Source organism: Actinomadura sp. HBU206391 (assembly GCF_014323665.1).
Lineage (GTDB): Bacteria > Actinomycetota > Actinomycetes > Streptosporangiales > Streptosporangiaceae > Actinomadura_C.
The window spans coordinates 25351-44338 of record NZ_JABVEB010000031.1; the positions used below are offsets into that span (position 1 = coordinate 25351).

The following is an 18988-nucleotide window of genomic DNA, read 5'->3' on the forward strand; positions in this document are numbered from 1 at the left end:
GCCCATGGCCATCGGGTGTGCTATTCACGAGCGGTGAACGAGGTGAACGTCGAGCGGATCGACCATCAGATGCTTCAGCGCGACGTGCCGCCCGGCTTGGATCGTCCCGGCCGTTCGCTGCGGATGGCGCGGGGACACCTGGACCGGGTCGAGGAGATGCGCGACCGGCCGCCGGGGACGTGGTCGAGCCCGGACGATCTCCCCCGATCGTTGAACTACGTCGCTGAGGCACTGGAGGAACTGACCTGGCACGACCTCGCACGGCTCGCGTACCTCGAAGAGCTCGCGGTGTATCGGAGGCTGGAAGCCACCTGGCCGGGAACGTACGCCGTAGGTCTTCGCCGCACCCTGACCGCGCTTCGCTCCAATCTCATGGGACTCGGGCGATACGAAGAGGCGCTGCCGATCGCCCGTGAGGAGCGGCGGCTGAGCCTGAGCCTGGTCGGCACCGAAACGTACGCGCTGCAGTTGGCGAACACCGCGCGCTACTGGCTCACCGAGATCCTGGTCAAGCTCGGCCGGTACGACGAGGCGGTGGAGTCCGCGGCCGCCGCGGTCGATGAGATCCGGGAGCAGCCCGCTAAGCGCGCGGGCACGCCGAAGGGGTACGTCCTCGCCTACGCGCTGGACGACTACTCGGAGCGCCTCGATCGCGTCGGCCGCTTCGAGGACGCCCTGACGGCCGCTGCCGAGGCCGTGCGGTTCTGGCGCAGGAAGGCCGAGGACGAGCCGGTCAAGTACGCCGGCGCCCTGGAGACGCTGGGCCGGCGGCTCGCCTGTGTCGGGCGGTATGAAGAGGCGCGTGCGGCCTTCGCGGACGTCGTGCAGGTGCTCCGCGGGCCTGCGGACACCGATGAGTGCCTTCGAGGCACGCTCGCCGGCGCGCTGAACAACCACGGCAACCGCCTGGCCTCGCTGGGCTCGCATCGTGAGGCGCTGGCCGCCGGTGAGGAGGCGGTGGCGCGCTACCGCGAGGTAGTGGAGCGGGAACGAGCGGATCAGCAGGCGATGGAGCTCTCGTTCGACGAGCCGGACGAGCTCCTGGACTACCCGGACCGCGCCTACCGCCGGTACGAACGAGACAAAGCCCAGGCGGAGGTCCGCAAGGTCGAGCTGAGGTTGTGCATCGCGTTGGTCAATCTGAGCTCCCGCCTGCGTAAGGTCGGCCGGTTCGACGAGGCCCTGGCGGCGAACGCCGAGGCCGTCGAGATCGAGCGCGGGCACGTTGACGCCGACGCGGCGGCGAGCGAGCCGCAACTGGCGACGGCGCTGAACAACCGGTCGGTCATCCTCGACGACATGGCGAGGTATGAGGAGGCGCTGGCCGCCGCGAGCGAGGCGGTACGGATGTATCGGCCGCTCGCCGAGCAGAACCCGGGCCGCTACAGCGCGAGTGCGCGCACGCGCTCATGGTGTTCGCCCAGGCTCGCCTTGCCGCGATGGACGCCCTCGATGAGGGACGCCGCGCCGCCGAAGAAGCGGTCGCCCGGTACGACGCGCTCGCGGCGACCGAGCCGGAGGCCTGCGACCGGCAGCGGGCACAGGCCGGATCCGTCCTGCACCGGCTGGACCAGGCATCACCCGGCACGTCGTAGGCGTCGGTGATCGGTCAGCGGAGTCGCGTTCGTGGCCCTCATGTCGGTGTTCTTGGCTACCGTTTCCGGCATGTCATCATTCAGCGGCTGGGCGTGCGTGGATCTTAAGGACGGACAGGACAGCGGCGGCTTCCTCGCCGCGTTGTCCGAGAACCTCGAGATGGGCGACCGGCCCCTGCTCACCCTGGTCGAGGGTGGCCGGGTCTACATTCTGGCCGATTTCACGCCTCACCTGTCAGCGACGATCAGCACTCTCGTCCCGGCCTGGGCCCGGCGCGCCATCACCGCGGCCGACTTCGACGAGTACGGCGTGCTTCACGAGGTGGTCGGTCCCGACGGCGAGTCCGTTCACGTCGCGTCGATCGACGAGCAGAACGAGGAATCCACGCTGCCGGACCACGACACACCAGAGGCACGCCGGGCGGCCGCCGAACTGTTCGGGGTCGACCCGGCGCCACTGGACAAGGTCTCCGCGACCTGGAGCCTCGACGGGGCACGGCCGTCGACTCTCGGCGAGCCGTACCTCGCATGGTGGGACGCTCTGGGTGCGCCGTGGCCTGCCGACTTCGGAGAACGCGCCATGGACGTGAGCAAGCCCGCCTAGGTCGACCAAGTGCTCATCGGCCCCGTTCGGGGCGGGCGGCCGCACCTGCACGCCCGAGGGCTGCGGGGTCCGCCCTTTCCCTGCCCGAGATACCTGAGTGGGCGCGCCGTCCCCGCCGGCCGGCGTGCTCACGATCACGTGCGGACAGCGCCTTAGACGCCGGCTCCCGTTCTTTTGATCGTCTGTGATCCGGAAGTGGACATGATCTTCGATACCCGGTCGTCACGTCGGCCCGGTGCGTCTTATCGCCTGACGGGTTCACGGGAGGAAGGTCAACGAGAGTGCAGATGAAGAAGGCCGCGCAGCGTGGAGAGGGTGGCGCCGGGAGCTTGTGGCGCCGGGTGTTGGGTGGCTCGGTCGCAACGCTGGCACTGGCCGCCGGTTTGGTGGCGGTCCAGGCTCCGGCCGGCGCCGCGCCGTACGGGCCGTACACCTGCAAGAACGGCTTCGTGTGGCGCGACGCGGTGCCGTACGACCAGGTGTGCGTGACGCCGCAGATCCGTGACCAGGCGGCGACCGAGAACGCGCTGGCCGCATCGCGTCGGCAACCGGGTGGCGGGGCCTATGGGCCGAACACCTGCAAGGCCGGGTTCGTCTGGCGTCTGGTGCGGCCGAACGACCTGGTCTGTGTCACTCCCGACAGCCGCACCCAGGCCTACAACGACAACTACTACGCGCCCTTGCGGATGCTCGAACCCGCGAACGCCCCGGACTCGACCATTCGGCTGACCACGGAGCTCAAGGAGTACCACGCTGGAAACTACCTGTGGGCGTGGGGGAACGGCCTGATCCCGAACGGGCAGGTTCGGTTCTGGGTGATCCGTCCTGAGAGATCGATGACTCCCTTTCTGGTCGGCTCCCCCGTGCCGGTCAACGCGCTGGGCGCCATCTCCAACGCCGACCCGCGCGGGGTCAGGTTCGCCCGGGTGGAGCCCTATGGCGGGGACCTCCTCCCCGCAGTCGTGCTCGCCGTGGAACAGGCCAGCGGCATGGTCACCAGGGTCGGACTCACGAACGCCTATACCTACTGACTGATATCTCACCCAGGAGCCGGCGGCCGGGTCGGGCAGCTGCGACCCGGCCGCCTTCGTCACCGTCATGGCAGGCGACTCGGGCGGCTCCTACATCAAGGTCCAAGCTGTCACCTCCGGCACACGCACACACGCGGCGCACCACCCCACGCGGCGCGGAGGCAAGGCGAGCCTGCGTCACACCGTGATCAACTCGAGGTGCGCTGAGAGCTTCGTGAGGTCGCCGGGATCAGACGTGATGACCGGAGCGTGCAGATGGTCCGACAGTACGGCGACGTGTGCGTCGACGACGTCGGCCGTTCCGGACTCCCGAAGTAGGTCGCCTACCCGGCGAGCGTCGTCGTGATGCAGTGGGGCTTCGACCAGACCCGGATTGCGCAACGCACGAGCCAGCAGCGCCTGCCGGGATCCATCGCGCCAGACCTGTGCCAGCACCGCCGACGGAAGCACCAGCTCGATGCGGTTCGCAGCCGCAAGCTTGACGAGCGCGGCGACCCGCTTGCTGCGCTTCTCATACGCTATCAGGGCACCCGCGTCGAGGATGTACTGACGGTGCAGCGCCTTGTCAGACATCCGCGTCCAGACCAAGCGCCTCGGCCGCCCAGGCAAGGTCGGTGTCCGTGACCCCGACCTCCGCGGCGATCTCGTCAGCGATCTGATTCGCGACGGCCCATCGGGCCTCCTCGCGGGCCGCGTGCACCATCCACGCGGAAACCGAGACACCGGCCGTCTTGGCGGCGGCCTCGATGAGGGCTCTGTCGCTCGGTGTCATGCTGATCGACATGCGTTCGAGGGCGGACATCGTACAATCATAATTCAGCGGTGCAGCTCAGTAATACTATCTGGGCGCCTGCGCCCTCAGAGGCGGTTTTGAAGGCGACACAGCCTCCTGAAGACGTGGTCAGCCGCAAGGTGATCTTCGATCGTGTCGTCGGCCGAGTGGGGGACTCCGTGCAGCCGACCAGCCCGCGCATCCCGATCCCGCGGTCGTCCACAACCTGCTGCTGGAACTGATCGGCAGGCTGGCAGCCTGGCCGCGATTGCGAGCGCCTTCATGGGCTCGCTACAGCGCACCATCGACCTGCGCGACCGGTCGAAGCAGCGGGAGCAGCCGGCCGCGCAGGTCGCCGTCGCCCAGCTCCTCCTCGAGATCAGCGTGCTGGTCAAGGTCGCGGGCGACTAGGTGTCGTTCGTCAACCGCAGCGGCGACGCCTTCTATGACGTGGACCGCCGGGTGCTGAGCGTGTTGCTCGCGACCAGCCGCGGCTCTCGAAGCCGGCGCGTCAGAACCGTTGCGCGGTACACCGGCCGACAGCTCGTGGGACCCGGCACTCGCACCGCTACTCGCCGAGACGGGCCAGGCCGTCATGGAAGAACGTCTCATCCCGCACTTGCTCGCCGATCTCCGCTGACCTCTGCCAGGACCATCGCATTGTCGACCAGTCCCACACTTCATAAGCCCAAAGAACCGGATCACCGGTCACCCTCATCCTCGAACGTCACCAGTGAGCCCCGGGCCCCGTTGGTTACAGGCCCACAGACCCTATTTGCCGGGCAACGTGAGAAGTAAGAATGAGCACCCCCTACCACGGAAGAGTGCGCATGAACCTCATGAGGCGAGCGGGTGTAATGGGTATCGCGGCGGCCGGCCTGTTGGGCGGCCTTGCGGTGGTCTCGCCGGCGGCCGACGCCCACACGCTCTGCAGTAAGCGGAGCTCGATGACCGTCCCCGTACCGAGCAGCGGCGACCCACGGTACACCGCACAGGCGTGCGTCTATGAGTCCGCTGGCGGCTACATCACGGCGAGGGTACTTGTGAAGGTCGAACTGCGCAAAACTCGAAAGGCGCCGACGAAAGTAAAGATCGGGGTTAACATCTATCCCACGCTCGGCCGCTCCAAAGAGCACGAGTGCGATATCACCAGCGATGTCCGCGCGGCGATCAAGATGAATCAGGATTGGGGAAACTCCGCCTGCTATGTCAAGCTGAAGAACAAGGCGAATGTTAGTTTCTACGCCCGCGGTTTCGCCTACCATGACGTCGCGAGTGATGGTAAGGACGGCTACTGGCTGTTCACCAATAGCAGCCCTAAGCACGCCTGAGATCCGGTCACGCGCCTTCTGCGCCCCTGGTCAGGGCTTCGGCTCTTTGTTCTTGGGTGGTCGGAGCTTGTGCCAGGTGGTGCGGAGGAGGGCTTGTAGCCGCTCGCTGACGCGACGGGCCGCGGGGAACTCGGTGCCCAGCAGGCCCAGCCCGGCGAGGATCGCCACCACACCGGGCCCCGGAAGCACCATCATCACGATGCCCACGAGGATCACGGCGACCCCGACGACGGCGACCACGATCTTGCGCAGTAGCCGGAGACGCGTCCGGGACGAGGTGCCCGGGGCCGCCCCGGTCTCGGTGTGGGCGGCGGACCTGTGGGGTGCCGTGGTGGTCACCTGGCCTCCTCTGGAGAGCGGCGGATACGGCCCTTACCCCTTACAGACGGTCGGGACGGGCCCGACGATCCACAACTCGGCCTGCTGTGTCCATCACCACGGCGGGAACCCCGGCGAGCGGCGGATCGAAGTTCGCTGGACGGGCGGAAACGGAAAGGGGCTGCGGATGCGCGTGATGACGTGGAATGTGTGGTGGCGGTTCGGCCCATGGGAGCAGCGGCGGAAAGCGATCCTCACCGTGCTGCGCACGGCGCGGCCCGATGTCGTCGGTTTGCAAGAGGTGTGGGCCCGTGGTGAGGAGAACCTGGCGGCCTGGCTGGCGAAAGAACTCGGCATGCACTGGACCTGGGCCGCCTCCGACGCACCCGAAAGGTGGCAGGAACGCCTCGGAGACTCGGCCGTCGAGATCGGTAACGCCGTGCTCAGCCGGTGGCCCATCGCGGACCGCGACGTGGTGCGGCTACCGGCCGCGGAGGGCGACGACGACGGCCGGCTGGCCCTGCATGCGCTGGTGGACGCGCCCGCGCACCCACTGCCGTTCTTCACCACCCAACTGAGCTCCGCCCCTCATGCGTCGGCGGTGCGCTGCGAACAGGTCAGGGCCTTCGCCGAGTTCATCGCCGCCCACCGTCGCGACGGCCCCTTCCCGCCGGTGACCACCGGGGACTACAACGCATGGCCGGACTCGGATGAGGTCCGGCTGTTCGGCGGCTACAAAACGGCCCCCGCCGTCCCCGGCCAGGTTCTCGTGGACGCCTGGGAGTACGCGGACCCGACGACGCCGTCAGCCACCTGGGATGCCGCGAACCCTTTCGCCGCGCAGACCTTCGAACCGAGCGTGCGGATCGACTACATCCACGTCGGGGCCCCCGGCCCCGGCGGTATCGGGCGCGTTCGCTCCGTGCAGCGCGTAGGCGACGGCCCCGTCGACGGCGTATGGCCCTCCGACCATGCCGCGGTCGTCGCCGACCTGGCCGGGGAGCCGCTCCAAGACCGTCACTGAACATGCGACGCCTGCGAAGCCACGTCCGGTCGGTTGGCGGGTACGCCCCGCGGGCGCCGGTCGTTTGATCGGACGACGCGGAAACGGACGGCGGGTGGCGGGCGGCGCGGCGGCACGGGCCGTCACAGTGACGTTCACAGGGCGTCTCCTCGGTGACCTTCGCGGTCACATCGCTGGTGTGCCGTCGGCTCGGTCGTGCCGGTCGGCGCTCTGTCCGATGGCAGAGAGCATCAGCGAGTTGTCGAGCATTCCTTTATGGCCGACTCCGGACGGAGACCCCCTCGATGACCGCATGGGGCGATGAGCGGCGTGCACCGGCGGGGCACGACCGGTACCGGTGGGGGCCATGCGAGCAGGCCGATCGTGAAGTAATCTGTGTCACAGAACATCTTTGCAACAGGCTATGATCAGGTGATGAGCGCCATGCAAGTTTCCACACCCACGACCGGCGACTACGCGGACTCCTGCGCGAGCGCGGTCGATACCGATCTGGGATGGGCGCTCGGCATGGTCTTCCGGGCCTACGTCAAGGCCGCGAACCACGCGGTGGCCGACCTGCCCGGTGGCCCCCGGGGCTACCAGCTCCTCACCATCGCCGCACGAGCCCTCCCGGCGACGCAGCTGGCGATCGCCCAGCAGCTCGGCGTCGACCGTACGGTCATGACGTATCTGCTCGACGACCTCGAGAGCGCGGGCCTCGTCGAGCGTCAGCCCGACCCCGCGGATCGGCGCGCCCGGCGCATCATCGCCACCGACAAGGGGCACGCACGCCTGGCGGAACTGCAGCAACGGCTGCGGCTGGCCGAAGATCATGTACTGGCCGCTCTGGACGAACCCAAGCGCGACACGTTCCGCGACCTGGTGCGGAGCCTAGCGACCCATGCCAACACGCTCGATCCAGAGGCCAACCCCTGTCAGGTGGTCGACGACATCGAGGTCGCCGAAACGACCGCGGCTTCGCCGAGGCTCCGTCGCGGACGGCGTTCCACCGCGCGCCGCTAGCTCGTCCGGCCGGCGCCCGTGCCGGTGCCCCCTGCCATTGCCTGCGCCCCTGCCGGCGCTCCTCGGCGGCGCCTCGAAAGGCGCTCTGCGCCGCCTCGTCCGAAGCCGCCGCCTCGCTCCGCTGTACGCGGATCCAATCCCAACGGCGTACCGCGGCGCAGCTCGGATGATTCCCGTGCAGGTCAGAGGCCTATGTCACACATGAGCATCTTGACAGATGTTCTGCTGCACAGCATATATTTTGAGCAGAAGTTCTGTTCGTTCGAGTTTGGAGGACAAGACATGGCGCACCCGCTGCATGTCGACTCACCTTCGCCGCCGACCGGTCCGGTCTCCAAAGAGATCGCGACGGCCTTCCGCGAGGCCTGGGAGAAGCTCACCTGGCCGGGGCACCCCCACGACGCCACTCAGGCGGGCCTCCAGGAACAAGCTCGAACGGCGGCGACTCGGCGCCGGTACACGCCGGCCCACCGGTCCGGGGCGGTGAGCCGCGGACGGCACGCTCGGGGTCTTCACCGGCGTCATCACGCACCCGCCCGGACGGTCACTCAGCTGCTCAGAGCGGTGAGATCCACCGCGCAATGAGCAGATTCAAAATATTCGCGTCATAGCACGATGAACGCCATTCAGGTGTTCAGCAGAAACGGGGAGTTTCATCATGGTGAATCGACGAATCGCGACCGCCCTCGGGGGCATCGTCATCGGCGCCTTGGCGCTCGCGACGACGCCGGCGTACGCGGATGCGGCCTCGGGGCACGGGACCGCGTCGAGAAGCCTGCTCACGAACGGCGCCACCGGTCAAGTATCCGGCCTGACCGATTCGCGCTCGCGGTCGGCCAAGGACGACAGGTCCGCCAGGCCGAAGCGCGACAGGGGAACGAAGATCGTCGGTTTCGACGCCGATCCCAGCCGGGTGCACAAGGGCGGCCGTCTCAAGCTTCGCGGCACGCTGCGCAGCCGCTCCGGCCATGAGAAGGGGCTCGGCCACCAGCGCGTTCACGTCTACTTCCGGCCGAACAACTCTCACGGTTGGCGGCACATCGACTCGACCGAGACCAGATCCAACGGGAGCTTCAGCACCCGGGTCAGGGCCTACCAGTCCGGCACCTGGAGCGTGCGGTTCACCAGCGGCCGTCTCGGCGACTCCAAGGCCGACGACTTCGTGAAGGTCATCGGCTGACCCGGTCCCCCATTGGGGAGGGGGACGTCAGGACGCCCGGCTCGGCATCGAGCCGGGCGTCCTGCTTCTCACCGCCGGCCAGCGCTGAGACCGCACGCCATCGATCCTCAACGGCGGGTGAACTCCATGATCCAGTTGGTCACCCAGGTCTTCTCCCCGTCCACCGAGAACGCCTGCTCCCATCGGGCGGACTCAGCGGTGATGTCCGACCAGACGAAGCGTGCCCGGACCTCCTTGCCCGCGTGGGTGTCGTCCCCGTAGAACTCGCCCCGATCGCCGGTGAACCGGCCGACGACCGGCGGGCGCAGCGTGCCGGTACGCCTGCTCGCCCAGTACAGGGACCACTCCTCGCGCACGGGGTCGTACAGACGCACGGTGAGCCCGGCGAAGCCCTTCGTCGGGAACTCGATCTCGTCGAAGTTCGCCGCGCCCTCGAAATGCCGGGAGGCCATGCTGACGGCCGGGAACTCCTCCCACTCGCTCGTCTCATCGAGGAAATCCGTCCGCCACCGGTTGGCGACGTCCCAGTCACCGGTGAGGAAGTCGAAGTCGTTCATGAGCGGTCTCCTTCGGTGCCCACGTACATCGCCGTCCGTGGAGCGTTGTGAGCCGTCCGGTGCCGGTCTCGTCGTCGCCGTTCACTCGAACCATGGCTCGACCGTAGCGGTGATCCACTGCCATCGTGTGCGTCCTGAGCGCGGGCGAGGCCGAGGCCGAGTCGGTGCCGCGGCGCGGCCGGCCCCCGTCCCCATGGGCAGGAGCCGGCGGCGGCGGGTCAGATGGTGCCGAGAGCCTCGGTCGGTGCGAGGCGGGCGGCGCGGATCGCCGGATAGAGACCGGCGATCGCGCCGATGACGAGCGTCGCGCCGACACCGCCGGCCATCGCCCACGGGGGCACCACCGTCGGCCAGCCCTGCGACACCGCGAAGACCGCCGTGACGACGATGCCGAGGCCCACACCGCCGACGCCGCCGAGCGCCGCCAGCATCTGCGACTCGGTGAGGAACTGCAGCCTGATCTGGCCCCGGGTCGCGCCGAGTGAGCGGCGCAGCCCGATCTCGGCGCGGCGCTCGAGGACCGAGATGACCATCGTGTTGGCGACCCCGACACCGCCGACCAGCAGCGCCACCCCGCCGAGCCCGAGGAGCAGCCCGGTGAACGCGGTGTCGGCGGCGTTCTCGGCGGCCAGCGCGTCCGACGGCTGGCTGACCTTGATCTCGTTGGGCGCCTGAGGGTTGGCGGTCTCGGCCAGCAGAGCCCGTACGGACTCGATCGCGTGCTTGTCCGCCCGGCTGTAGATGGTCGTGGGGTGGCCGTCGAACCCCAGGCGGGACGCCGCCGCCTCCCAGCCGACCAGCGCGGCGGAGTCCAGTTCCGGCGCGAGAGGGTTCGAACTCAGGATGCCCACCACGGTGAACCACTGCGAGCCGAGCCAGACCTGCTGGTTCGGCTGAGCGACGCCCAGGCGCTCGGCCGCCGCCGACCCGAGCACCACGGCCGGGTACCGGCCCGTCCCGGCGTTGAGCCAGCTACCCGTCGCCATGGACAGGCCGATCGTGCCGGGCAGGTCGAGCCGGGCCGCCTGCACGCTGATCCCGCCGCTCTCCCCCTCCGGGATGCGATCGTTGCGGTAGACCTTCGTGTCGGGGACCTTGCCGGTGGCGGATGCGGCCGTGACGTCGGGGATCCGGCCGATCATGCCGACCGAGTCCTTGGGCAGCTTGGCGTCCGAACCGAAGAAGTCCTGGCCGGGCGCCACGGTCAGCAGGTTGGTACCGAGCCGGTCCAGGGTGGCCTGGAGCTGCGCCCGGCTGGAGGTCGAGATGCCGACCACGCCGATCATGGCGGCGATGCCGATCGCGATGCCCAGCGCGGACAGGAACACCCGGAGCGGCCGGGCCCGTAGGCCCGCTCCGCCCACCTTGAGCACATCCCTGGGCCCCAGCCTCGCCGGCAGGTCCTCGTCACGCATCAGAAGTGCCGGCCCGGTCATCGCGTCGCCCCCGCCCGAACGTCGTCGTGCACGATCCGCCCGTCACGCATCTGGACCTGCCGCGGTAGAAGCTCGGCGATATCGCGGTCGTGGGTGATCAGGATGACCGTGGTGCCGGCCGTGGCCAGCTCGCGAAGCAGATCGATCACCCCGGCGCCGGTGACGGAGTCGAGGGCGCCGGTGGGCTCGTCGGCGAGCAGCATCGCCGGCTCGCCGACCACCGCCCGGGCGATCGCCACCCGCTGCTTCTCGCCGCCGGACAGCTGATGCGGCCGGTGGCCAAGCCGGTGCCCGAGCCCGACCCGCTCCAGGGCCGTACGGGCCCGGCGGCGCCGCTGCGCCGGCGGCACGCCCCCGTACAGCAGGCCGTCGGCGACGTTGTCGAGCGCGCTCACCCCGGCGGCGAGATGGAACTGCTGGAAGACGAACCCGATCTGCCGGGCGCGCAGTGCCGAGAGGCGCCGGTCGGAGAGCCGGGACACGTCCCGGTCCCCGACGAGTACGGTGCCGCCGCTCGGCCGGTCGAGCGTGCCGAGCAGGTGCAGCATCGTCGACTTGCCGGAACCGGAGGGCCCGACGACGGCGACCAGTTCGCCGGCGTCGATCGCCACCGACACCCCGTCCAGTGCGGTGACGCCACCCGGGTAGGTCTTGGTGACCTCGCGGAGTTCCACGACCGGGGTCATGCGGGGACCCCCACCCTCTGGCCTTCGGCCAGGCCCGAGCCGGAGATCTCGACCTGGCCCTCGGTGAACAGGCCGGTCTCGACCCGCACCGTACGGACGCTTCCGCCCGAGACGACCTGGACGCCGTAGCCGCCGCCGGGCTGCGCGACGAGCGCCCCGATCGGCACGGCGAGGACATCCGGTTTCCGGTTGGCGGTGAGGTTGACGTTCACCGGCGCCTTGTCGTACGTGCCGAGCGCCCGCTGCCGGCGGACCGCGATGGTGACCTCGATCGTGGTCGGGTCCTCCTCCCCCTGGCCCTCCTTGGCGACCTTGCCGATCTTGGTGATCTTTCCCTTGGTGGTCTCGTCCTCGGTCAGCTCGATCGACACCTCAGCGCCCTTCTTGGCGAGCTTCTGGTACGTCACGTCGAGGTCCACGCTCACCACCCGGGTGGTGCCGGTGTGGGTGAACACCGGTCCGCCGGCCCGGTCGCCGACGTTCGCCTTCCGCTCGGCCACCCGGATCGCGCGGGGGGCGATCAGCACCGACCCGGGAACCACCCTGCCGGTCTCGTCGACCCCGAGGTCGTCCTGCCAGCGCCGCACCGCGGCCGCGGTGGCGGAGCTGTAGGTGTCGTCGACCGTGAACCCGGTGTAGCCGAGGGCCCGCAGATTCCGCTCGAACTGCTTCACATCGGGGCCCTCGGTGCCGGCGGATAGGGTCCGGTAGAGCGGGAGCGACCCGTACAGCAGCGGCACGGGCTCGTTGTCGACCCGGTAGGCGGCCCGCCCCCGTGTGATCACGGCGCCCGGCCCCGGCAACCAGGTCAGCACACCGCCACCGCCCCCGCTGGTCGCGGTACTCGTGGTGCCGTAGCCGAGCGTGCCGCCCACCGTCTGGGTCTCGACCAGCGTCGTCCGTTCGATCGGCGCCGTCGCGGGCGGAAGTGAGCTGTGCGCGAGGGGCGCTTCGCCGCCCCCGCCCAGACCCGCGGTGGCGAGGCCGGCGCCGCCTATCGCGATCACCCCGGCCACGCTCAAGAGCGCGGCCCGCTTCCCGTTCAACTGCCGTTCCCCTTCTCAGGGGGACCGAGCTTGGGGCGGAGATGACGGCAGGCCTTGTCGGCGTCCTTGAACTTCTGGCTCCTCGGGTCACCGCCGACGCTAACGCTGTTACTCCCGCCGCTGGAGCCGGGCTTGTTCGTCCTCTTGATCGTGACCCTGCCGTTCTCGTCGGGGTCGGGCATGTCGATGCCGTGTTGGCGCATGCACTTCGCATGCTCGCGCATCTTGGCCACCTGCTCGGCGCTCATCTTGGGAGGCTCGCCACCGTTCGGCTGCAGATGGCGGCATTTCGCCTCGGCCGCTTTGTGCTTCTCCGGGCCGTCGCCCTGCCCCTCTTTCACCTCGATCCGGATTCCGCCGCCGTCTTGTACGGGGTCGGACATGTTCACGCCGTTCTCGCGCATGCACTTGGCGAAAGCGCGCATCGCACTTGCCTCATCGGTCTTCTTGCTCGTGGGGGTGGAGGCGCTCGAGGGGCCGTCGGCGCCGCAGGCCGCCGACCCGAGAACCAACATCGGGATCAGGGCCAGCAACGCGAGTCTTCGTCCTCGCATCGGTAAGTCTCCTTGTCGGCTGCGCCGGGAGGGGTTTCCCGGCCGTCGACGAGCAGTCCAGCCCTCGACCGCTAAACCCGCCGTAACCAGATCTGGTTATGCCGGCGTTACGCCGACCCGAGCCCGTGCGTTGGACCGTCCCGGGAAGATGAGCAGTCGACAGGCGATGGCAACACCTCTCGTTATGCCCGCGTTACGCCCGTTGGCGCAGGCTGTGCGACAGGCAGCGGCAGTAACGAAGCCAAAGGGCGGGGAACGTGCGTGTATTGATCGCCGAGGACGAGCGGATGCTCGCCGACTCGATCGCCGAGGGGCTTCGGGCGGAGGCACTGGCCGTGGACGTGGTGTACGACGGCGACGCCGCGCTCGAGCATCTGGGCGTGAACGACTACGACGTGCTGATCCTCGACCGGGACCTGCCGGTCGTCCACGGTGACGACGTGTGCCGTGCGGTGGTGGACTCCGGGGCCCACGTCCGGGTGCTCATGCTCACCGCCGCCGTCACCGTGCCGGCTCGGGTCGACGGACTCCGGCTCGGCGCGGACGACTACCTGACCAAGCCGTTCGCGTTCGAGGAACTGGTGGCCCGGGTCCATGCGCTGGGGCGCCGCGCCCGCCCGGCCGACCCGCCGATGCTGGAGCGGGCCGGTGTCCGGCTCGACCCGAACCGCCGCGAGGTCTACCGGGACGGACGGTTCGTGCAGTTGGCGCGTAAGGAGTTCGGGCTGCTGGCCGAACTGATGCGCGCGGACGGGACGGTCGTGTCGGCGGAGCGACTGCTGGAGAAGGTGTGGGACGAGCACACCGACCCGTTCACCAACACCGTCCGGGTGACGCTGATGAAGCTGCGCCGCAAGCTCGGTGATCCGCCCGTCATCGAGACCGTACCGGGAGTGGGGTACCGCATTCCATGACGACGCTCACCGACCGGCTGAGGCCCACGATCCGGGTCCGGCTCACGCTGCTCTACGGCGGTCTGTTCCTGGCCGCCGGGGTCGTCCTGCTCGCCCTGACCTACTTTCTGGTCAAGAACAACCTCCGGCCGCCGGGCGAGCCCGGAGTCCACGCCACCAGGATCGAAGGCAAGGAGGCCCCTCCACCCTCTCTGCTCAAGCAGGCACCGCCAGGGGCGAGCATCACGATCGGGCAGTTCCAGGGGGCGCTGGACAAGGCCGAGGCGAACTACCAGCGGGACACGCTGAAGTCGCTGCTGACCCAGGGCGGCATCGCCCTGGGCGTGGTCGGGACGGCCGCGCTGGCACTCGGCTGGCTGCTCGCCGACCGGGCGCTCCATCCCGTACACAAGATCACCGAGACGGCCCGGCGGGTGGCGCGCAGCCACGACCTCACCGAGCGGATCGCCTACGCGGGGCCGCGCGACGACGTGAAGGAGCTGGCCGACACCTTCGACACCATGCTCGGTCGGCTGGCCAGGGCCTTCGATGGTCAACGGCGGTTCGTCGCGAACGCCTCGCACGAACTGCGCACCCCGCTGGCCATCAACCGGACCCTCGTCGACGTGGCCGTGCGGCGTCCCGACGCGACAGACGACGTCAAGCGACTGGGCGAGTCGCTGCTCGTCGTCAACGGCAGGCACGAACGGCTCATCGACGGGCTGCTCACACTCGCGGGCAGCGAGAACACCGTGGTCGACACGAGCCCGCTCGACCTCGCCGACGTGGCCGGGCACGTCCTCGGCCAGGCCGCCGCCGAGGCCACCGCCCGTGGCGTCACCGCCCACCGCGATCTCGGCCGCGCGCCGGCCATGGGCGACCCGGTCCTGATCGAACGCCTCGTACAGAACCTGGTCGAGAACGCGATCCGGCACAACCGCGAGGGCGGCGAACTCTCGGTCGCCACGCGCGGCCGCGACGGCCGGGCCGAGCTCGTCGTCACCAACACCGGACCGGTCGTGCCGCCCTACGAGATCGAGACGATCTTCGAGCCGTTCCGCCGGCTCGGGACCGACCGGGTCCACTCCGACCGGGGGTCCGGCCTCGGCCTGTCCATCGTCCGTGCCACCGCCACCGCCCACGGCGGCACGGTGACCGCGAAACCGCGCTCGGGTGGCGGTCTCATCGTGACCGTCCGCCTGCCCGCGCTCCCGGCGTAACGCCGTTGCGAAAAGCACGTGAGCCCATGATGATGCTCCGTGGTGATCGGCGTACGGACTGTCGCCGATGACCGTGACGCCGAGCGGACCGGCGTAGCCCCGAAGCAAAGCACCGGAGCAGTGCAGCAAGAGCGAGCAGTGGAGTGGCCGATGACCGATGGCCTGGAGGTGCAGCCGTTCAGCAGTCCTTGCTGGTCAGCCGCTCCCACCAGTTGCACGACGCGGCCCAGTCCGTTCCGAACTTTTCGGTCCCACGACCGGTCTCCTCCAGAGATTTCCGCTGAGCCTCGCGGCCGGCTTTGTGCGCTTCGCTCTCCATATCCGCCTGCGAAGGTGGCGGTATTCTCGCCTTCGCCGCCTCGATCGCTTCGCGATAAGCGGCGTAGTAGTAGTACTCGGGAGCGATCAGGTAATGGACGGGCTGCCCACCCGGATTCCCCTTCAGCATGAGGGCTGCGCGGACCTTGGCCTCGGCCTTGTCCAGCTCGCGATTCATACGCGCGTCGACATACTCTTGGCGACTCATCTTGTCGGGATCAAGCGTGGGATAATATGGCGTCCAGTCGGCCACACTGGAGATGATGTTGAAAGCATTCATCTCGGGAGTCTCATTGAAATCGAGCGAGACGAACCCCGAGAGGGCCAGGCTTCCACCGCCGGACCCGAAATAGTATGGCTTCCGATGGTCCGCCTTGAGCAACTTCAAGGCATTCCGGCCCACTTCGGTCTGTCTGAGAATTGCTTCGGTCTCCCCGAACTGCTGCTCGCAGTACCGGTCTTTGATCGAACCCTGGGAGCAGAGCGAAGCGGTCTCGTCGACCGGATCCTGCGGGGGCGACTGCTGTTTGAGCGTCAGGCTGTTTCCGGTGAATCCGCGTGCGAACGGCACTCTCGGTGCTTTTGCCTCGGTTCTAGGCGAAGGCGTAGCGGGAGCGGGAGAATCGGCGGCAGAGGCGCCGCTCGGCGGTGCGCCGGAGGGAACGCAGTCGCTCTTGGCGACGCGGCATATCGAGGCCTCGATTCCAGAGACCACCGTGCCGCCCACCGCGGGCGTCAAGGCGGCTACGACACCGCCCACCAAGAGGACGACGGCGAGATACGAAACCGGCCCGTCTCCCCTGTCGCGCCCCTCTCTCTTATCGCGATGGAGCCTTCGCACGCCTTCCGTTCGATACGCGTCCCGATGGTTCGCCATGCGAGCATAGTATGGAGAGGGCCGGGCCGCGTCCCAGAGTCCCTGGGCCCATAGCCGACCCAATTTCGGCCCCAATTCAGGGCCTAGCCTGCGCCGCCGTTCCAATTAACAAGATCCACATCTGTTTTCCGAAGGCCACGGCGGTCGGCCCGTCCCGCGGATATTCGGCACCCTCATATATCCCCGAGCGTGATCCGTTAAGGGAGTCCCCCGACCTGGCGTCCCGTTGACAATCGCCGTGCATGTGGCCACGGTGACTCCTGCGACCCGAGGTCGGGCGGGAGGGGCGGAGGCATTGAACGAGGCAACCGGCGACGGCGCGATCGCGACGGTGAAGGCGGCCAAGGCCCTCGTCCGCGAAGCGGATCGTCTCCTCGACGACGCACGCGCCCTGCTCGCCGGCGACCAAGACGCTCGTGCCGACGTCCACCATGCCCTGTCCGGCGTACGGGCGCATGCGTCGCACTCGGACCTCGCCTCCGTGCCGATCACCCGGATCAAGGACGTCACCGATGGGCGGCTCCGGCTGGGAGCGCTCGAACAGGCCGGGTACAAGACCGTGCTCGACGTCCTCGACACCACGCCGAACGCCCTGCAACTCGTTCCCGGCATCGGGCCGCGTACGGCGGGACAGGTGCACGCCGCCGCCGGGCAGATCGCGCTGGCGGCGGCGGAGATGGCCCCGGTACGGATCGACGTCGACCAGCGTGACGCGGGCACGACGGCTCTGCTGGTCGCGCTGCACCGGCTGCTCACCGTCGGCCCGGAGTACCCGCGTGCCCTCGACGCCGCCAAGCCGGTCGAGGAGGAACTGGCCGCGCTGCTGCCCGCCGCACGACCAGCCGGCGGGCTGCTGCGGATGCTGGTGGCGGGCCGCGAGGGCAGGCTCCGGGCACGCGAGGCCGTCGGGCGGCTCGGAGGCGTCATGGCGACGGAACGGTCGTCCGGCACCCAGTTCCTGCTGCGCCGGGCCTCGGCGGATCTGCACCGCCCGAAGGTGTCGGGCGCCGAGGCGTGGAGAGACTTCGAACGCCGCGCGCCCGAGTTCTACAGCCTGCTCGCCGAGTTCGCCGCGCTCGAACCCGAGCGCGTCTCGGCCGAGGGGTTCCTGCCCGATGACATCTCCGCGAAGGTCAAGGCCCAGGAGCTCGACGACACCCACCTCAGGGTCGCGCTGCGCGGCTACCAGTCGTTCGGCGCCCGCTTCGCCCTCGTGCAGCGCAGGGTGATCCTCGGTGACGAGATGGGCCTGGGCAAGACCATTCAGGCCATCGCCGCCATCGCGCACCTGAAGGCGCGAGGCGGTGGGCACTTCCTCGTGGCCTGCCCGGCCAGCGTCCTGATCAACTGGATCCGGGAGATCGAGAACCGCAGCACGCTCGAAGCCTTCCCTCTGTACCGCGCCGGCCGTCCCGCCGCGCTGATGGAATGGCTCGTCAACGGCGGCGTCGCGGTCACGACGATCGACACCCTGCACCGGCTGGAGGTGCCGCGCGACGTCACGCTCGACCTGCTCGTGGTCGACGAGGCGCACTACGTCAAGAATCCGGAGGCCCGCCGATCCAAGGCGGTCACGGCGTGGTGCGACCGTACGGAACGGGTGCTGTTCCTGACCGGTACCCCGATGGAGAACCGCGTCGAGGAGTTCCGCAGCCTGGTCGGCCACCTTCGCCCCGGGCTGCTCCCCGAGATCCGCGGAAGTGACGCCGCGGCGGGCGCACAGGTCTTCCGCCGCGCCGTCGCACCGGTCTACCTGCGCCGCAATCAGCAGGACGTGCTCACCGAACTGCCCGACCTCGTACAGGTGGACGAGTGGGAGGAACTGAGCCGGGCAGATCTAGCCGTCTACCGGAAAGCCGTGGCCGACGGGAACTTCATGGCCATGCGCCGCGCCGCCTATGCCGTGCCGGACCGGTCGGCGAAGCTGGAGCGGCTGCTCGAACTGGTCCAGGAGGCCGCCGACAACGATCTCAAGGTCGTGGTGTTCTCCTTCTTCCGTGACGTGCTGGCCGCGGTCCACGAGGCCATCGGCCCACACGCCCACGGGCCGATCGCGGGCGGCTTGACCGCCATCCGCCGCCAGCAGGTCGTCGACGAGTTCACCGCGGCGCAGGGTCACGCGGTGCTGCTCGGCCAGATCCAGGCCGGAGGCGTCGGCCTCAACCTGCAGGCCGCCTCGGTCGTCATCCTCTGTGAGCCGCAGGTCAAGCCGACGATGGAGAGCCAGGCCGTCGCCCGGGCGCACCGCATGGGACAGGTCCGCAAGGTGCAGGTGCATCGCCTGCTGGCGGCCGACAGCGTCGACGAACGCATGCTGAACATCCTGCACGGCAAGGCGCAGCTCTTCGACGCCTATGCCCGCCGCAGCGACCTGGCCGACGCCACCCCCGATGCGATCGACATCTCCGAGCAGGCGCTGGCCCGCCAGATCATCGACGAGGAACGGCAGCGTCTCGGCGTCGGCGACGCGCCCTCGGGCGCCTCACGGACCGCGGCGGCAGAGGGCACCGGCGCGCCGTCCTGAGCCCGAACGGGCGAGTCAAG

General features: G+C 69.1%; 21 protein-coding genes. 12 read left to right on the forward strand and 9 right to left on the reverse strand.

The window, feature by feature from the left end:
• Nucleotides 1-33: 33 nt before the first annotated feature.
• The 3 genes from HKK72_RS13410 to HKK72_RS13420 all read left to right on the forward strand — a co-directional run bounded on the left by HKK72_RS13410 (nucleotide 34) and on the right by HKK72_RS13420 (nucleotide 3230).
• Nucleotides 34-1605 carry a tetratricopeptide repeat protein gene (locus HKK72_RS13410; RefSeq protein ID WP_187234663.1) on the forward strand — a complete coding sequence of 524 codons (1572 nt, stop codon included), beginning with the start codon at nucleotides 34-36 and terminating at the stop codon, nucleotides 1603-1605.
• Between the two features lie 60 nt (nucleotides 1606-1665).
• Nucleotides 1666-2199, forward strand: coding sequence for a hypothetical protein (locus tag HKK72_RS13415; protein ID WP_187234664.1), 534 nt, complete (start codon nucleotides 1666-1668; stop codon nucleotides 2197-2199).
• A gap of 287 nt (nucleotides 2200-2486) precedes the next feature.
• A complete protein-coding gene (locus HKK72_RS13420) occupies nucleotides 2487-3230 on the forward strand; it encodes a hypothetical protein (RefSeq protein ID WP_187234665.1) in 744 nt (247 codons plus the stop codon).
• 177 nt (nucleotides 3231-3407) lie between these two features.
• Here the strand turns inward: HKK72_RS13420 and HKK72_RS13425 are convergent, their stop codons facing one another.
• Together HKK72_RS13425 and HKK72_RS13430 are read right to left on the reverse strand one after the other, a co-directional pair.
• Nucleotides 3408-3803, reverse strand: coding sequence for a PIN domain-containing protein (locus tag HKK72_RS13425; RefSeq protein ID WP_187234666.1), 396 nt, complete (start codon nucleotides 3801-3803; stop codon nucleotides 3408-3410).
• Nucleotides 3796-4032 carry a plasmid mobilization protein gene (locus tag HKK72_RS13430; RefSeq protein WP_187234667.1) on the reverse strand — a complete coding sequence of 79 codons (237 nt, stop codon included), beginning with the start codon at nucleotides 4030-4032 and terminating at the stop codon, nucleotides 3796-3798. Before HKK72_RS13430 ends, HKK72_RS13425 begins: the two co-directional genes overlap by 8 nt.
• 252 nt (nucleotides 4033-4284) lie before the next feature.
• Between HKK72_RS13430 and HKK72_RS40910 the strand changes: the two genes are divergently transcribed.
• From HKK72_RS40910 to HKK72_RS13440, 3 genes are all read left to right on the forward strand, one after another.
• Nucleotides 4285-4413: a hypothetical protein gene (locus tag HKK72_RS40910; RefSeq protein WP_261986784.1), complete on the forward strand. Its 129-nt coding sequence runs from the start codon at nucleotides 4285-4287 to the stop codon at nucleotides 4411-4413.
• Nucleotides 4414-4522: 109 nt separating this feature from the next.
• Nucleotides 4523-4642 (forward strand): DUF2399 domain-containing protein, encoded by a 120-nt coding sequence (locus tag HKK72_RS13435; RefSeq protein WP_187234668.1) that lies wholly within the window; start codon nucleotides 4523-4525, stop codon nucleotides 4640-4642.
• Between the two features lie 160 nt (nucleotides 4643-4802).
• Nucleotides 4803-5333: a hypothetical protein gene (locus HKK72_RS13440; protein ID WP_187234669.1), complete on the forward strand. Its 531-nt coding sequence runs from the start codon at nucleotides 4803-4805 to the stop codon at nucleotides 5331-5333.
• 30 nt (nucleotides 5334-5363) lie between these two features.
• On the opposite strand, the gene HKK72_RS13445 is transcribed toward HKK72_RS13440, so the two are convergent.
• A complete protein-coding gene (locus tag HKK72_RS13445; protein ID WP_187234670.1) occupies nucleotides 5364-5672 on the reverse strand; it encodes a PGPGW domain-containing protein in 309 nt (102 codons plus the stop codon).
• Between the two features lie 175 nt (nucleotides 5673-5847).
• Here HKK72_RS13445 and HKK72_RS13450 point away from each other — a divergent pair, with 175 nt between their 5' ends.
• The 3 genes from HKK72_RS13450 to HKK72_RS13460 all read left to right on the forward strand — a co-directional run bounded on the left by HKK72_RS13450 (nucleotide 5848) and on the right by HKK72_RS13460 (nucleotide 8857).
• Nucleotides 5848-6675: an endonuclease/exonuclease/phosphatase family protein gene (locus HKK72_RS13450; RefSeq protein ID WP_222720659.1), complete on the forward strand. Its 828-nt coding sequence runs from the start codon at nucleotides 5848-5850 to the stop codon at nucleotides 6673-6675.
• Nucleotides 6676-7089: 414 nt separating this feature from the next.
• The gene (locus HKK72_RS13455) at nucleotides 7090-7677 is read left to right on the forward strand and encodes a MarR family winged helix-turn-helix transcriptional regulator (protein WP_222720660.1); all 588 of its coding nucleotides are present in this window, start codon (nucleotides 7090-7092) and stop codon (nucleotides 7675-7677) included.
• A gap of 658 nt (nucleotides 7678-8335) precedes the next feature.
• Nucleotides 8336-8857: a hypothetical protein gene (locus HKK72_RS13460; RefSeq protein ID WP_187234672.1), complete on the forward strand. Its 522-nt coding sequence runs from the start codon at nucleotides 8336-8338 to the stop codon at nucleotides 8855-8857.
• A 107-nt stretch (nucleotides 8858-8964) separates the two neighbouring features.
• On the opposite strand, the gene HKK72_RS13465 is transcribed toward HKK72_RS13460, so the two are convergent.
• The 5 genes from HKK72_RS13465 to HKK72_RS13485 form a co-directional block, all read right to left on the reverse strand.
• Nucleotides 8965-9414: a hypothetical protein gene (locus HKK72_RS13465; protein ID WP_187234673.1), complete on the reverse strand. Its 450-nt coding sequence runs from the start codon at nucleotides 9412-9414 to the stop codon at nucleotides 8965-8967.
• A 218-nt stretch (nucleotides 9415-9632) separates the two neighbouring features.
• Nucleotides 9633-10850: an ABC transporter permease gene (locus tag HKK72_RS13470; RefSeq protein WP_187234674.1), complete on the reverse strand. Its 1218-nt coding sequence runs from the start codon at nucleotides 10848-10850 to the stop codon at nucleotides 9633-9635.
• Nucleotides 10847-11536, reverse strand: coding sequence for an ABC transporter ATP-binding protein (locus HKK72_RS13475; RefSeq protein WP_187234675.1), 690 nt, complete (start codon nucleotides 11534-11536; stop codon nucleotides 10847-10849). Before HKK72_RS13475 ends, HKK72_RS13470 begins: the two co-directional genes overlap by 4 nt.
• The gene (locus tag HKK72_RS13480; protein WP_187234676.1) at nucleotides 11533-12582 is read right to left on the reverse strand and encodes a peptidoglycan-binding protein; all 1050 of its coding nucleotides are present in this window, start codon (nucleotides 12580-12582) and stop codon (nucleotides 11533-11535) included. Before HKK72_RS13480 ends, HKK72_RS13475 begins: the two co-directional genes overlap by 4 nt.
• The gene (locus tag HKK72_RS13485) at nucleotides 12579-13136 is read right to left on the reverse strand and encodes a hypothetical protein (protein WP_187234677.1); all 558 of its coding nucleotides are present in this window, start codon (nucleotides 13134-13136) and stop codon (nucleotides 12579-12581) included. Before HKK72_RS13485 ends, HKK72_RS13480 begins: the two co-directional genes overlap by 4 nt.
• A 257-nt stretch (nucleotides 13137-13393) precedes the next feature.
• On the opposite strand from HKK72_RS13485, the gene HKK72_RS13490 reads away from it, so the two are divergent.
• Together HKK72_RS13490 and HKK72_RS13495 are read left to right on the forward strand one after the other, a co-directional pair.
• Complete coding sequence (locus HKK72_RS13490) at nucleotides 13394-14050, forward strand: response regulator transcription factor (protein ID WP_187234678.1); 657 nt, start codon at nucleotides 13394-13396, stop codon at nucleotides 14048-14050.
• Nucleotides 14047-15249, forward strand: a complete 1203-nt coding sequence (locus tag HKK72_RS13495) for a sensor histidine kinase (RefSeq protein ID WP_187234679.1) — start codon at nucleotides 14047-14049, stop codon at nucleotides 15247-15249. The genes HKK72_RS13490 and HKK72_RS13495 overlap by 4 nt, the downstream gene beginning before the upstream one ends.
• 178 nt (nucleotides 15250-15427) lie before the next feature.
• Here the strand turns inward: HKK72_RS13495 and HKK72_RS13500 are convergent, their stop codons facing one another.
• On the reverse strand, nucleotides 15428-16444 hold the full coding sequence (locus HKK72_RS13500) for a hypothetical protein (protein WP_187234680.1): 1017 nt from the start codon (nucleotides 16442-16444) through the stop codon (nucleotides 15428-15430).
• 295 nt (nucleotides 16445-16739) lie between these two features.
• Here HKK72_RS13500 and HKK72_RS13505 point away from each other — a divergent pair, with 295 nt between their 5' ends.
• Nucleotides 16740-18968: a DEAD/DEAH box helicase gene (locus HKK72_RS13505; RefSeq protein WP_222720661.1), complete on the forward strand. Its 2229-nt coding sequence runs from the start codon at nucleotides 16740-16742 to the stop codon at nucleotides 18966-18968.
• Nucleotides 18969-18988: the final 20 nt, after the last annotated feature.

What these genes read in the sequence shown, in the direction of transcription:
- HKK72_RS13450 (WP_222720659.1), top strand. Translation starts at nt 5,848, where the DNA reads ATGACGTGGAATGTGTGGTGGCGGTTCGGCCCATGGGAGCAGCGGCGG.
- HKK72_RS13430 (WP_187234667.1), bottom strand. Translation starts at nt 4,032, where the DNA reads ATGTCCGCCCTCGAACGCATGTCGATCAGCATGACACCGAGCGACAGA.
- HKK72_RS13455 (WP_222720660.1), top strand. Translation starts at nt 7,090, where the DNA reads ATGAGCGCCATGCAAGTTTCCACACCCACGACCGGCGACTACGCGGAC.
- HKK72_RS13465 (WP_187234673.1), bottom strand. Translation starts at nt 9,414, where the DNA reads ATGAACGACTTCGACTTCCTCACCGGTGACTGGGACGTCGCCAACCGG.
- HKK72_RS13500 (WP_187234680.1), bottom strand. Translation starts at nt 16,444, where the DNA reads ATGGCGAACCATCGGGACGCGTATCGAACGGAAGGCGTGCGAAGGCTC.
- HKK72_RS13475 (WP_187234675.1), bottom strand. Translation starts at nt 11,536, where the DNA reads ATGACCCCGGTCGTGGAACTCCGCGAGGTCACCAAGACCTACCCGGGT.
- HKK72_RS40910 (WP_261986784.1), top strand. Translation starts at nt 4,285, where the DNA reads ATGGGCTCGCTACAGCGCACCATCGACCTGCGCGACCGGTCGAAGCAG.
- HKK72_RS13470 (WP_187234674.1), bottom strand. Translation starts at nt 10,850, where the DNA reads ATGACCGGGCCGGCACTTCTGATGCGTGACGAGGACCTGCCGGCGAGG.
- HKK72_RS13495 (WP_187234679.1), top strand. Translation starts at nt 14,047, where the DNA reads ATGACGACGCTCACCGACCGGCTGAGGCCCACGATCCGGGTCCGGCTC.
- HKK72_RS13440 (WP_187234669.1), top strand. Translation starts at nt 4,803, where the DNA reads ATGAGCACCCCCTACCACGGAAGAGTGCGCATGAACCTCATGAGGCGA.
- HKK72_RS13425 (WP_187234666.1), bottom strand. Translation starts at nt 3,803, where the DNA reads ATGTCTGACAAGGCGCTGCACCGTCAGTACATCCTCGACGCGGGTGCC.
- HKK72_RS13415 (WP_187234664.1), top strand. Translation starts at nt 1,666, where the DNA reads ATGTCATCATTCAGCGGCTGGGCGTGCGTGGATCTTAAGGACGGACAG.
- HKK72_RS13420 (WP_187234665.1), top strand. Translation starts at nt 2,487, where the DNA reads ATGAAGAAGGCCGCGCAGCGTGGAGAGGGTGGCGCCGGGAGCTTGTGG.
- HKK72_RS13460 (WP_187234672.1), top strand. Translation starts at nt 8,336, where the DNA reads ATGGTGAATCGACGAATCGCGACCGCCCTCGGGGGCATCGTCATCGGC.
- HKK72_RS13485 (WP_187234677.1), bottom strand. Translation starts at nt 13,136, where the DNA reads ATGCGAGGACGAAGACTCGCGTTGCTGGCCCTGATCCCGATGTTGGTT.